This window comes from Shewanella subflava (assembly GCF_025971955.1).
Classification (GTDB): domain Bacteria; phylum Pseudomonadota; class Gammaproteobacteria; order Enterobacterales; family Shewanellaceae; genus Shewanella; species Shewanella subflava.
On the sequence record NZ_JAPDMX010000033.1, the window covers coordinates 280,340 to 293,153 of the forward strand.

14 protein-coding genes are annotated in these 12,814 nt (G+C 42.0%); 3 read left to right on the top strand and 11 right to left on the bottom strand.

All coding sequences use genetic code 11. The features are described from left to right. Window positions 1-239 precede the first annotated feature (239 nt). The 11 genes from ndk to trmJ all read right to left on the bottom strand — a co-directional run bounded on the left by ndk (window position 240) and on the right by trmJ (window position 10,824). Entirely contained in the window at window positions 240-671 is a 432-nt protein-coding gene (gene ndk / locus OHT75_RS16985) for a nucleoside-diphosphate kinase (protein WP_188843114.1), read from the bottom strand. 412 nt (window positions 672-1,083) lie between these two features. Beyond that, window positions 1,084-2,556 (bottom strand): group II intron reverse transcriptase/maturase, encoded by a 1,473-nt coding sequence (gene ltrA / locus OHT75_RS16990; protein WP_188739274.1) that lies wholly within the window; start codon window positions 2,554-2,556, stop codon window positions 1,084-1,086. Between the two features lie 996 nt (window positions 2,557-3,552). Next, window positions 3,553-3,888, bottom strand: coding sequence for an ISC system 2Fe-2S type ferredoxin (gene fdx, locus OHT75_RS16995; RefSeq protein WP_167676845.1), 336 nt, complete (start codon window positions 3,886-3,888; stop codon window positions 3,553-3,555). 8 nt (window positions 3,889-3,896) lie between these two features. After that, window positions 3,897-5,756, bottom strand: a complete 1,860-nt coding sequence (gene hscA, locus OHT75_RS17000) for a Fe-S protein assembly chaperone HscA (RefSeq protein WP_264728770.1) — start codon at window positions 5,754-5,756, stop codon at window positions 3,897-3,899. A 104-nt stretch (window positions 5,757-5,860) separates the two neighbouring features. Continuing rightward, window positions 5,861-6,385 carry a co-chaperone HscB gene (hscB, locus tag OHT75_RS17005; protein WP_264728772.1) on the bottom strand — a complete coding sequence of 175 codons (525 nt, stop codon included), beginning with the start codon at window positions 6,383-6,385 and terminating at the stop codon, window positions 5,861-5,863. Between the two features lie 46 nt (window positions 6,386-6,431). Beyond that, window positions 6,432-6,755: an iron-sulfur cluster assembly protein IscA gene (iscA, locus tag OHT75_RS17010; RefSeq protein ID WP_264728774.1), complete on the bottom strand. Its 324-nt coding sequence runs from the start codon at window positions 6,753-6,755 to the stop codon at window positions 6,432-6,434. Window positions 6,756-6,770: 15 nt separating this feature from the next. Further along, complete coding sequence (gene iscU / locus OHT75_RS17015) at window positions 6,771-7,154, bottom strand: Fe-S cluster assembly scaffold IscU (protein ID WP_264728776.1); 384 nt, start codon at window positions 7,152-7,154, stop codon at window positions 6,771-6,773. 57 nt (window positions 7,155-7,211) lie between these two features. After that, window positions 7,212-8,426 carry an IscS subfamily cysteine desulfurase gene (locus tag OHT75_RS17020; protein ID WP_264728778.1) on the bottom strand — a complete coding sequence of 405 codons (1,215 nt, stop codon included), beginning with the start codon at window positions 8,424-8,426 and terminating at the stop codon, window positions 7,212-7,214. Window positions 8,427-8,522: 96 nt separating this feature from the next. Then, window positions 8,523-8,984: a Fe-S cluster assembly transcriptional regulator IscR gene (gene iscR / locus OHT75_RS17025; protein WP_264728780.1), complete on the bottom strand. Its 462-nt coding sequence runs from the start codon at window positions 8,982-8,984 to the stop codon at window positions 8,523-8,525. 279 nt (window positions 8,985-9,263) lie between these two features. Then, complete coding sequence (gene cysE / locus OHT75_RS17030) at window positions 9,264-10,085, bottom strand: serine O-acetyltransferase (protein ID WP_264728782.1); 822 nt, start codon at window positions 10,083-10,085, stop codon at window positions 9,264-9,266. Between the two features lie 19 nt (window positions 10,086-10,104). Then, window positions 10,105-10,824: a tRNA (cytosine(32)/uridine(32)-2'-O)-methyltransferase TrmJ gene (trmJ, locus tag OHT75_RS17035; protein WP_264728784.1), complete on the bottom strand. Its 720-nt coding sequence runs from the start codon at window positions 10,822-10,824 to the stop codon at window positions 10,105-10,107. 148 nt (window positions 10,825-10,972) lie between these two features. Here trmJ and suhB point away from each other — a divergent pair, with 148 nt between their 5' ends. The 3 genes from suhB (at window position 10,973) to OHT75_RS17050 (ending at window position 12,747) form a co-directional block, all read left to right on the top strand. Beyond that, window positions 10,973-11,776 (top strand): inositol-1-monophosphatase, encoded by an 804-nt coding sequence (suhB, locus tag OHT75_RS17040; protein WP_264728786.1) that lies wholly within the window; start codon window positions 10,973-10,975, stop codon window positions 11,774-11,776. A 132-nt stretch (window positions 11,777-11,908) separates the two neighbouring features. Further along, entirely contained in the window at window positions 11,909-12,313 is a 405-nt protein-coding gene (locus OHT75_RS17045; protein ID WP_261296870.1) for a phosphate-starvation-inducible protein PsiE, read from the top strand. Window positions 12,314-12,444: 131 nt separating this feature from the next. Then, window positions 12,445-12,747, top strand: coding sequence for a PilZ domain-containing protein (locus tag OHT75_RS17050; RefSeq protein ID WP_264728789.1), 303 nt, complete (start codon window positions 12,445-12,447; stop codon window positions 12,745-12,747). Window positions 12,748-12,814 lie beyond the last annotated feature (67 nt).

The following is a 12,814-nucleotide window of genomic DNA, read 5'->3' on the forward strand; positions in this document are numbered from 1 at the left end:
CTCGCCCGCCTAATGAATTTAAAGCAAGGTTTAACGATGCGCTAGAACTGAATACAATGTTTAAATATTTCTACTGTCGCTTTAAAAAACTCATTCAAATTTACGATCTGTTTGGCCACCTAGGTATAAGGTCATAATTTTAAGCCTATAGGTTGGAATATTTAATCATCAAAAAAGCGTTAAAAAAATTTTCCCAATAAAAAAGGCGCCTAAGCGCCTTTAATTCATTAGAGCAGAGATTAACGAGTGCGTGGGCACACTTCATCAGCGCTAAAGAAATAAGCAATTTCACGTTCTGCAGAAGCTAAAGCATCTGAACCGTGAACAGCATTTTCATCAATGCTAGCGGCGTAGTCTGCACGTAAAGTGCCACGAGCTGCATCAGCTGGGTTAGTTGCACCCATGATTTCGCGATTAGCTAAAACTGCGTTTTCACCTTCTAAACACTGAACCATGATTGGGCCAGATGTCATGAAAGAAACTAAAGCACCAAAGAAAGGACGTGCGCTGTGTTCAGCGTAGAAGCCTTCAGCTTGTTCTTTAGTTAGGTGAACCATTTTTGAAGCAATGATCTTAAGACCTGCAGATTCAAAACGGTTGTAGATAGCACCAATGTGGTTTTTTGCAACTGCATCAGGCTTGATAATAGAAAAAGTGCGTTCGATCGCCATAACGAGCTTCCTTAATGTGAGCTAGTTTATAAAATTCGCGCGGATTATACGTAATTTCGAAGCGAATGCATAGCATGTAAAAGCTTTTGTGACCAAATAAGTGACAGAGTAAAACAATACCTCAACGACAGCTCTATTCATGATACCAAGTTAACCTATTTATTCACCATTTGATTCAGAACCTTCCTGGTCATTAAGTGAATAAGGCTTAAATTTATCTGTCAGATTCGATTAACAGGACTCAATCTAATCTAACAGTTAGCAACGTGCCAAAGTGGGCATTCGGCTCCAACTCGCTTTTGTCGGATAGACGACACTTGTTACCAAGTGCCGCCCTCCTAAGAACCCAGCGTGCAACTTTCACTGCACTAGGCTCAAGCCTCCACAAAGGTATCGTTTGATACCCAGCAACTTATAAAGCAGTGAGAGCAGGTTCATTCCAAGCGTTACGAGCTTGCCTTTTCGATTTTCTCCTAGCCAAGTATTCTTGGTATTGAGGATCGAATGGTATAGCCGCACTTCGAATTTTCACATGCCTCTCAATAGGCACTTTGGCTATTTGGAATAGATTGAATTGGCAATCCATATCCTTGACCTTCTGCCAACCGTGAAATTGCCATTGGCCTTTTCGGTTGATGAAGTATTTAAGGGCTACCCAAGTCTTAGACTTTGTTGGGTGACGCCTTACTGCCCAGTGCCATAACGAATAGAATAGTTTGTGCCCAACATACCCGAATACTTGTTTAGCAACGCAATGACGATAATAATTCGCCCAACCCCTTAGTTTTGGATTTATCAGTTTGATAAGATCGTTAACAGGGATAGTAGCGTGCTTTTTGATGAGTTCGCGCAGGTTACTCAAGAACAACAAGGTATTGGACTTGCTCGGTTTGATGAGCAATTTTCCTTTGTACTTCCTATGATTGAACCCTAAGAAGTCAAAACCCTTGTTGATGTGGGTAATATGCGTTTTCTCTTCGGAGAGTGTTAAGCCTCTTTCCGCTAAGAAATCAGCTATCAACGGTTTGATATCGTTCTCGAGCACTTCCTTTGAGGCGCAGGTGACGACGAAATCGTCGGCGTATCCAATAAAGTTGGCTCTGGCACCCTTTTTGAGTGCTGTAGACTTTATGCGCTGCTCAAGTCCAGCAAGAGTCATTAGCATCAAGGTGGGGGATATAACCCCTCCTTGTGGCGTGCCCTCATCAGTACGATAAAACAGCCCTTTGTCCATAAAACCAGACTTTAACCATTGTTCCAACATTCGTTTATCTATGGCGATGTTATCAATTAGCCATTGATGCCCGATTTTGTCGAAGCAGGATTTGATGTCCCCCTCAAGAACCCATTGTGCTGATTTCTTTAGAGCCAAACATTTGAAGCACTGATCGACTGCGTCAGCAGTGCTACGATTTGGTCTAAATCCATAGCTGTTAGGGTCGGCAAGCGTCTCCGATATAGGCTCTAATGCAAGAAGGTGGAGCGCTTGTTGTGCTCTGTCTATCATGCATGGGATACCAAGAGGTCTGAGTTTGCCATTCTTTTTGGGGATATAGATACGCTTGAGTGGTTTGGCTTGATATGCCTTCCTGCTCAATTGATTTACTGCTTTCATGCGGCGGGTATCTGTATTCCAGATAACACCGTCTATTCCAGGCGTTTTACTGCCTTTATTTTGTGATACACGCTTAACAGCAAGAAGTTTTGCTGAACGCGAGTGAGTCAGTATCCACTGCAACGCTTTCGCTTTACCGTGTTTCCCTTCTCGTGTTGCCTTTGCAATACGCATCTGAAGCTTTAATACATGCGGTTCAACAGATTTCCAGTCTATGGACTGCCATTGTTCGCTGTCAGGAGAGGCACTAATCTCTGTTGAAATCATCATTTGCGTTTCTCCTTGAATAAAGTTCTTCACATTATCTTGCAACGGGAGACCAGTCGGAAGTGGGCTCACTTTCGTGACCAGACACAAGTCTGTATCTGCATCGTTACAATGCAGCCTTTGCTTTTTCCAACCTCCTATACCTACATCACTATCGGCCAAATCAGCTTTCCCAAAGGGAGCGATATAGGCTTACCGTGTTCCGTATGTCGCGCAATGTCAGGTTAGATGCCCGCTATAGTGCGGAGAGCGTATTGATCACGAAAGAGCATGGGGCAATCTCTTTCCAACTCTCATGCCTTTTGGCTACAGCGTATTAACCACTTCCGCTGTTTCATCACATAACGCACCTTGCGCGGATTCACTTATGTTCATCATACTGACTACCTAGCACTCACCCAATTTGTGGTTATCAGGAGGATCGTCCTCTCACGATTTAGATCCCAATTAGTCCATGACCAATCTTCGTTACATTGTCAGGCTCGCTACTTTATTCAGAGCCCTAGGTTCATCTGGTGATACAGATGGTTCACTCAAAAGCGGTGAACAGCGCTTCATACGACCTCACGTCGCACGCCCCAAAATGTGTTAGGTAGTGCCCCTCCAAATATAAATCTACCTTAAGTTTGTGAACACCTTAAGGTAGATTTTTTTAAGTGCTGCTTAAGACGATTTGCTCATACTCTGCACGAAGTTGAGCATAAGGTTTATGTATCAGTAGGCGGTTGTTGTCCAAAATCGAGTTTGTAAGCCCCTCAGTTCCTAGCGAATAACTTTCTTTCCAACAAAATCCAACCCTATTCATCGAAACAGTAAGATCCGCTATGAACTACAACAAATAAAGCGTATTTTTATCTCTGCTGGTTCTCTTATTTGGTAGGTTTTAATAGCATTTTAGACTTAGAAAAAATGACCACACATAAACCCGATATAAAAAAAGAGTAACAACATTTGTTATTACTCTTTTTATTCATTCAGTGCTGGCACTTAATTAGCTTATTAGCCTTCACTTACCATGTTAACCGTGTATTTTGGTATTTCAATAACCAAATCACAATCAACCACTTTAGCTTGGCATGATAAACGGCTTTCAGGTTCTAAGCCCCAAGCTTTATCAAGCATGTCATCTTCTAACTCATCACTTTCTTCAAGCTCGTCAAAGCCTTCACGAACAATACAGTGACAAGTAGTACACGCACAAGACTTTTCACAAGCATGCTCAATATGAATGCCATTACGTAAAGCAACGTTTAAAATTGTTTCACCCACTTCGGCTTCAAGCACCGCCCCATCTGGACATAATTCTTCATGGGGTAAAAATACTAATTGTGGCATGTTGTCACCTATATATTGTCAACAGAACGGCCCTTTAATGCCGCCTTAATTGAGTTGTCCATACGTCTTGCCGCAAAATCTTGGGTTTGGGCATCTAAATCGCTGATTGCTTTTTCAATTGCATCAACATCATCTTTTTCGGCAGTTGCAGCTAATTTTTCAATCGCTGTTTGTAACTGAGCGTGCTCATCCGCTGCAAGTAATCCACTATCTTTTTGTAAAGCTGCATTTAATGACTCAATCACCCTGGCCGCTTCTACTTTCTGTTCCGCTAGCATTCGGCGAGTAATATCTTCTTTTGCATGCTTCATTGAATCTTTTAGCATGGTCGCGATTTCAGTATCTGACAAACCAAAAGATGGCTTAACCTGGATAGTGGTTTGCACCTCGGTAGATTTCTCCATTGCGGTGACACTCAATAATCCATCAGCATCAACCTGAAATGTAACACGAATATGTGCGGCACCAGCGGCTAATGCAGGGATACCTTGTAGCGTAAAACGGGCAAGTGAACGACAATCATCCACTAACTCACGCTCACCTTGCACAACATGAAAAGCCATCGCGGTTTGACCATCTTTAAAGGTGGTAAATTCCTGTGCGCGAGCTACCGGGATAGTGGTGTTACGGGTAACCACTTTCTCCACTAAGCCGCCCATGGTCTCAATCCCCAATGATAATGGGATAACATCCAGCAGTAACAAATCAGACTCTGGCTTATTGCCCACTAGAATATCAGCTTGAATTGCCGCACCTATGGCAACGACACGATCTGGGTCGATTGAGGTTAATGGGGTCTTTTGAAAGAAAGCTTCAACTTGCTCACGAACGAAAGGCACACGAGTTGAACCGCCTACCATAACGGTTTCGATAACATCATCAATGGTAACACCCGCATCGCGTAAAGTTCGACGGCAACTGCTGATGGTTTTTTTCACTAATGAAGCAATAAGCCCATCAAAATCAGATTTTGTCACATCAGCAGTAAGTTGCTTATCTTGAAAGGTTAAACAAGCATTAACCGTGCTGTGGGTTGTGAGCAATTCTTTTACCCGACGCGCTTCAATTTGCAGGCGACGGGCTTCTTGTGCTGAAAGCTCAGTTAATTGCCAAGTTTGCTTAAGATGATCCATTAATATTTGGTCGAAATCATCGCCACCTAAAGCAGAATCACCGCCAGTCGCCAATACTTCAAAAACACCGCGATTTAATCGCAAAATCGAAATGTCAAATGTACCACCACCTAAATCATAGATAGCAATAACGCCTTCTTGTTTTGTGTCAAGGCCATAGGCAATCGCTGCTGCGGTTGGCTCGTTAAGTAGGCGCAATACTTTTACACCTAACAACTCTGCGGCATCTTTTGTACCTTGACGTTGGGCATCGTCAAAATAAGCAGGTACGGTGATCACCACACCTTGCAATTCACCACCTAAGGTTTTTTCAGCGCGCGCTACCAGAGGCTTTAAAATTTCAGCAGAAACTTGTACTGGATTCACTTTACCCTGTTGGGTCACAAAAACGGGTAAACCATTTTCGCTTGCTTCAAATTGGTAAGCTAACTGTGTATCGCGAGCTTGAATATCGCTTAAACTGCGCCCCATGAAACGTTTTACAGATACAATGGTATTTTGTGGGTCAATTGCAGATTGAGCTTGAGCGCTATCACCCACAAAAATTGATTCTTTAGCATAATGCACCACAGAAGGCAGAGAATGTTGGCCATTCTCATCTGCGAGTGTTGTTGCCTCGCCACTTCTTACTGCCGCAACAAGTGAATTTGTGGTTCCTAAATCAATACCCACAGCTAAACGGTGCTGATGAGGTGCGGCGCTTTGGCCAGGTTCTGCAATTTGCAACAGTGCCATAGTGTTCCAACTTTGTTGAAGATAAGCCTAAAGGCTTATCAAAAAAATACGGAGACGAAGTCGATGAATCGTGACTTAGTGCTAAGGCAGAATTCTACCTTAGATTAATCAAGTCGTGCATCTTCGATACGAGCAAGTTCATCGTTTAATTTTGCCATAAACTTTAACTTACGAATTTGATCTGCCGCTTGCTTATTGTCATCTTCTGCAGCTGTGCTGAGCAATTGACTCAAAAGGGTAAATAATGATTTTTCGTAACGCGCAAAGGAGTCATAAAGTGTATCTATGGCATCTTGTGGTTCGACAGCATCATGGATATCTTCTAACATTTCCCGCCATTCCATTTGCTGCATCAAAAAACCGCTATCTTTAATCGTGGTGGTTTCATGGCTAAGATCAATACCGCGCAATGACAGCATGTGCTCCGCGCGTCGCAATGGACTTTTTAGGGTTTGATAACCATCGTTAACTTGAGCTGTACGTTGTACAGATAATAATTTTTGCTGCTCTGAAGCATGAGCAAATTTATCGGGGTGCACCGCCCGTTGCAGATCGCGATAGCGCTCTGCAAGGTTGGCGGTGTCAATATCGAAGGCTGGAACGAGGTCAAACAATTCGAAGTAATTCATTCAATAACATTCATACTTGCATGTTTTAAACACAGTGATAGGTTACTTAAACGGTAAAACTTTCACCGCAACCACACTCACCTTTGGCGTTAGGGTTATTAAATTGAAAACCTTCATTTAGGCCTTCTTTAATAAAATCTAACTCGATACCTTGTAGATAAATAAAACTTTTTGCGTCGATGATAATATTCACGCCATCAATGGTGTATAGCTCATCATCGTCATTCAATTCATCTACAAACTCAAGCACGTAAGCCATTCCTGAACAGCCAGATGTTCTCAACCCAAGGCGTAAACCAAGCCCTTTTCCACGATTTGCGAGAAAAGATCTGACTCTATCAGCCGCTGCTGGGGTCATTGAAATTGCCATCTTTAACTCCAGGGATTACTTAGATTGTTTGGTCTTGTACTCTTCAATTGCCGCTTTAATAGCATCTTCAGCTAAAATAGAGCAATGGATTTTTACTGGTGGCAATGCAAGTTCTTCAGCAATATCAGCATTTTTAATGCTCGCCGCTTCATCAACTGTTTTGCCTTTAACCCATTCAGTAACCAATGAGCTAGACGCAATGGCACTACCACAACCATAGGTTTTGAATTTAGCATCTTCAATAATGCCGTTTGCACCAATTTTAAGTTGCAGCTTCATTACGTCGCCACATGCTGGTGCCCCAACCATACCAGTCACTACTGACGGGTCATTTTTATCGAAAGATCCCACGTTACGTGGATTTTCATAATGATCGATTACTTTTTCGCTATAAGCCATGATACTGCTCCAAAATCTCTGTCTGTTAACAAATAGGTGTTAATGGGCTATTGCCCATTAATGATGTGCCCATTGAACTTGGTTCAAATCGATACCATCTTTGAACATTTCCCAAAGTGGCGACATTTCACGTAATTTGTCGATTGATTCAGTGATTACTTTAATTGCATGCTCAATTTCTTCATCGGTAGTAAAACGACCAATTGAAAAGCGGATTGAACTGTGTGCCATTTCATCGTTTAAGCCTAATGCACGAAGCACATAGCTAGGCTCTAAACTGGCAGAGGTACAAGCTGAACCTGATGATACGGCTAAATCTTTTAGGGCCATCATTAACGATTCACCTTCAACAAAGTTGAAGCTGACGTTAAAAATTCCACAGTAACCTTGCGCAACATCACCATTAATATAGGTTTCTTCAATGTGCTTGATACCCGCCCAAAGTTTGTCGCGTAGACGGCGGATACGAGCACCATCTTCTTGCATATCTTGCTTAGCGATAGCTGCAGCTTCACCTAAACCAACAATCTGATGCGTCGCTAATGTACCACTGCGCATGCCACGCTCATGACCACCACCATGCATTTGAGATTCTAGTCGGATGCGTGGCTTACGGCGCACATACAAAGCACCGATACCTTTAGGTCCATACATTTTATGAGCAGAAATTGAAATCAAATCTACTTTGGTTTCTTGAACGTCTAAAGGCAATTTACCAGCACTTTGTGCTGCATCCATGTGGAAGAAAATGCCTTTAGCACGGCATAACTCGCCTATGGTATTGATATCTTGTACCACGCCAATTTCATTATTCACGTGCATAATGCTGACAAGAATGGTGTCGTCACGCATTGCGGCTTCAAGGCGAGAAATCGGAATAATACCATTGGCATCCGGTTCTAAATAAGTCACTTCATAACCTTCACGCTCTAACTGACGACATGTATCTAATGTCGCTTTGTGCTCAGTTTTGCTGGTAATGATGTGCTTGCCTTTCTTGTGATAGAAATGAGCAATACCTTTAATAGCAAGGTTAGATGATTCAGTTGCGCCAGACGTAAAAACAATTTCACGATGATCTGCGTTAATCAAATCAGCAACCTGATTACGGGCAATATCAATTGCCTCTTCAGCTTGCCAACCATAGCGATGTGAACGAGATGCGGGGTTACCGAATACTCCGTCCATAGTCATATGTTGGACCATTTTCTCTGCGACACGCGGATCTACAGGGGTTGTTGCGGCATAATCTAGATAGATAGGAAGCTTCATAACACACTCCGTACTTAGCAGTCTCAGTTGAGGCTACATACAACGTACAAATAATAATTATATTTAAATCAACATCATTTAATTTAAAACCCAAGGTTATAAACTAACGCGATGTTCCTTCTGCATTTCATCTTGCTTAATAGAGATAAATTGCACATCCCTTTTGTTCATCAAACCAGCAAGTGAAATACCATTTAAAAACTCTGAAATTTGTTTACTTAAATCGCCCCATAACGAATGGGTTAAACAACGTGTACCACTTTGACAATTACCTTTTCCTTGGCAACGAGTGGCATCCACTGACTCATCAACAGCATGGACAACCATACCAACAGAGATATCATCGGCTTCCAAACCTAAACGATATCCACCGCCTGGTCCTCTTACACTGGAAACTAAGCCATGCTTGCGTAATTTTGCGAAGAGTTGTTCAAGATAAGACAGCGATATGCCCTGTCTTTCTGATATATCAGCTAAAGGCACTGGCCCTGAGGCAGAATGAATAGCAACGTCTAGCATTGCGGTTACTGCATAGCGGCCTTTTGATGTAAGTTTCATAACCTGTTACTGCTCCTCAAAAGTATGGAGCAATTTGAACATACCCGAGTATTTTAGTCAAGTATTAATCCTACTAAATAGGTCAAGTATTGGTATATAGAACGTCTAAATCGGCATAAATTTAGCTGACGTATTTAACCTTTTTGTGGCTTAAAATTCAATGCCAATAAGGGAATAATTCCCCTATTAAGCTGATTTTTTGATCTGAATAGGATTAGGGTATTTATCTACACTGGTGAAGTTAAGTATTAACTACACCAGTGAACTCAACCTAAGCGCTTAAATACTAGGATCAAACTCGGTAATTTCTAATTGGCGTTTTTTTGCAGCGGCTTGCTCTGCTTCATTAAAATCATCCACATTTAATTCGGGTAATTTATCTGTACAGACCTCGCCTCCCATTGTTTGTATCGCCTGACACAATTCTTGTACCTTTGAATCCATCAAATGCATATGGTCAAGCATTTGGCCAATTGCATTGGCAACCGGATCGGGATTATCCGGAGATACGGCATAAGCATCAAAACCATATTTTTTGGCCATTTCGGTTCTACGTTCAACTTTCTCTTTGGATTGTTTACTTGGCGTAGCGACTACCCGACCTGGAATACCAACTACGGTATGATCGGCTTCGACATCTTTAACCACAACAGAGTTTGAGCCGACACGAGCACCATCATGCATGGTTATCGGACCTAGAATTTTGGCCCCTGCTCCAATGACCACATTATTCCCCAGCGTTGGATGGCGCTTGCCAGCTTGCCAGGTAGTGCCGCCTAGAGTGACGGAATGATACAAGGTACAATCATCGCCAATTTCAGCTGTTTCACCAATAACAACTCCCATTCCGTGGTCGATAAAAAAGCGTCTGCCAATCGTAGCACCGGGATGAATTTCAACCCCCGTTAACCAGCGAGAGAACGTAGATAGGCATCGAGCGGTTAAACGCCAGTTTCCTCGCCACAACTTATGGCTAATACGATGCAACCAAATCGCATGCATCCCAGGATAATTTAGCAAAATTTCAATTGTACTATTTGCCGCCGGATCACGGTGATAGATAGATTCAATATCTTCTTTTAATCTCGATCTCACGCCCATGTGAACTCCCTACTCACCACTACTTTTTGTCAATTTTCTTGTCTATCGAGGTTAAGATGCCGCGTAAGATATTCATCTCTTGTGCTTCAATGCGCGCACGACTGAACAAGCGACGCAGTTTTATCATCACGTTACCAGGATGGTTTTTAATGACAAAGCCGGTTTCAGATAATGTCGACTCTAGATGCACAAAGAAACGTTCCAAATCCTCTGCTAAAGGGTATTCTTCCTCAGGTGCAGGTTGCTCGCCTAACGCTAAATGTGCCACACGGGTTTCATAACAAATAATTTGCACCGCTTGGGCTAAATTAAGTGAGCTGTATTCTGGGTTAGCCGGAATGGCCACATGGTAAGTACACTTTTGCAGTTCTTCATTACTTAAACCATGATTTTCACGACCAAATACAATCGCAACAGGGCCTTTAATACTTTCAAGAGATAACTTTTCACCCGCCTGACGAGGATCAAGCATCGGCCAATCTAAGGTACGGCTGCGAGCACTGGTTGCGATCACTAAGCTACAATCGGCAATTGCTTCTTCTAATGAGTTAACCGTAGTAAGATTTTTTAAAATATCAGAGGCACCTGCTGCCAATGCAATTGAGTGACCATCGGGTTCTACTCTTGGCTCCGCGAGGTATAAATTAGACAAGCCCATGGTTTTCATCGCGCGTGCAGTTGAGCCGATATTTCCAGGATGAGACGTGCCAACAAGCACAACACGAATATTACTTAACATGACATCACTTTCGTTCAAAAAATATTGGAGGCATGTTAACACAAGCACGGTTTATATCGTTATATGAAAATCTGCATTTGATATAACTATTGAATAAGGTATAATGCCGCCGCTATTTTACTCGTTCTTTAAAATCCAGGGGATTGCTATGCATCCGATGATGACTATTGCCACACGCGCAGCGCGCGCTGCTGGCCAAACAATTATGCGCGCCTATACTGAACTCGACCGTGTTGAGGTAAGTACCAAAGGAATTAATGACTTTGTTACTAGTGTAGACAAGGAAGCAGAAGCAACTATCACATATCAAATTCGTAAGTCTTACCCAGATCACACTATCGTGGGTGAAGAAGACGGTGAAAACCGTGGACAGAATAAAGATTATGTATGGATAGTCGATCCTTTGGATGGTACCAACAATTTTGTACGTGGTATTCCTCATTTCGCGGTATCAATTGCCTTACAACATAAAGGCGTGACTGAAATCGCCGTCATTTATGATCCTGTTCGTGAAGAGTTATTCTCTGCTGTTCGCGGTAAAGGCGCAAAAATTAACGATTTCCGTATGCGCGTAACCAGTGTAAATGAATTAGACAGCACCATGATTGGTACTGGATTTCCATTTAAATCGCGTCAGCACACTGAAACTTACATGAAAATCTTAGCTGAAGTATTCCCGCAATGTGCTGACTTACGTCGCGCAGGTTCTGCCGCATTAGATTTAGCCTATGTTGCCGCAGGCCGTTTAGATGGTTTCTTCGAAATCGGTTTGAAACCTTGGGACATCGCGGCTGGTGACTTAATTTGTCGTGAAGCTGGCGGTACGGTTACTGATTTTACCGGTGGTCATAATTACTTAGTATCAGGCAACATTGTTGCAGGAACGCCGAAAGTTACCTCTCAATTAGTTAAAATAATGCGTCCTTTATTAAATGAAGGCTTAAAGCGTTAATCGCTGCGCGTTATTGACCACAAAAAACCGCTGATTCATTTAGCGGTTTTTTTATGTCTGTGATTAAGATCGCTGGGCAAATGCATCACTTTCCTTAATAATGTTTACTTATTCACAAATATTAGAGCCATTATGCATAGAGTTAAACATGCCAGTATCCAATCATTAAAGTCGATTGAATATTTAGTCCTTTTCATCATCGCTTTAGCGACTATATTTGCTATTGGCGAAGAAATTTTGCATATGTTCGCCATCAGAACCGTCGAACTTGCTGATTTATTACTACTATTCATTTACCTCGAAGTATTGGCAATGGTTGTTAATTACATCGAATCTGGTAAATTGCCCATCCGCATGCCGCTCTATATTGCGATTGTGGCATTAGCACGATATCTTATTTTAGACATGAAAGGCATGGATGATTGGCGTATTTTAGCCATTTCGTTTTCTACTATTGTACTTGCGACGACGGTTATTGTGATTAGATGGGGGCAATTGAAAATGCCATATCCCAAAAACCAAGACTATGACAGCTAATCAATAAAAATAAGCTAACTAAAAACGCCAAACATTTTGTTTGGCGTTTTTGTTTTAAATAAGCATTTGGTATTGCTTATAAAAGCCATTATGCTAAAACTAAAGTATCGAGTCCCTTATGGAGATAAAAAATGGACCAAGAGCCAACAGGTTTTGAAGAAAAGCGCACCTCACTTCGAGTCGACATGGAAGCAGAAAGAGTCAAGTTACACTGGATAAGTAAAACAGGCGAAAGCCATGATGATGCGGCAGTGTGTATTGACCTCGCGCGTAAAGGGGTATTATTTGATTACTGTAAGGCTTTTGAACTCGGTGAATTGGTCGCCATGACGTTTAACGCTGGTACCGATAAGCAAAATACAATAAAAGGACAAGTTTGTCGCTGCACGAAAAATAACGATCATAGTTATCATATTGCTTTACAATTATTGTGATAATTTCCTGAAATTTAACACTTCGTTTTGCCAAAGTGGCGTCTGTAATTAGCCAGACTGAAAATAT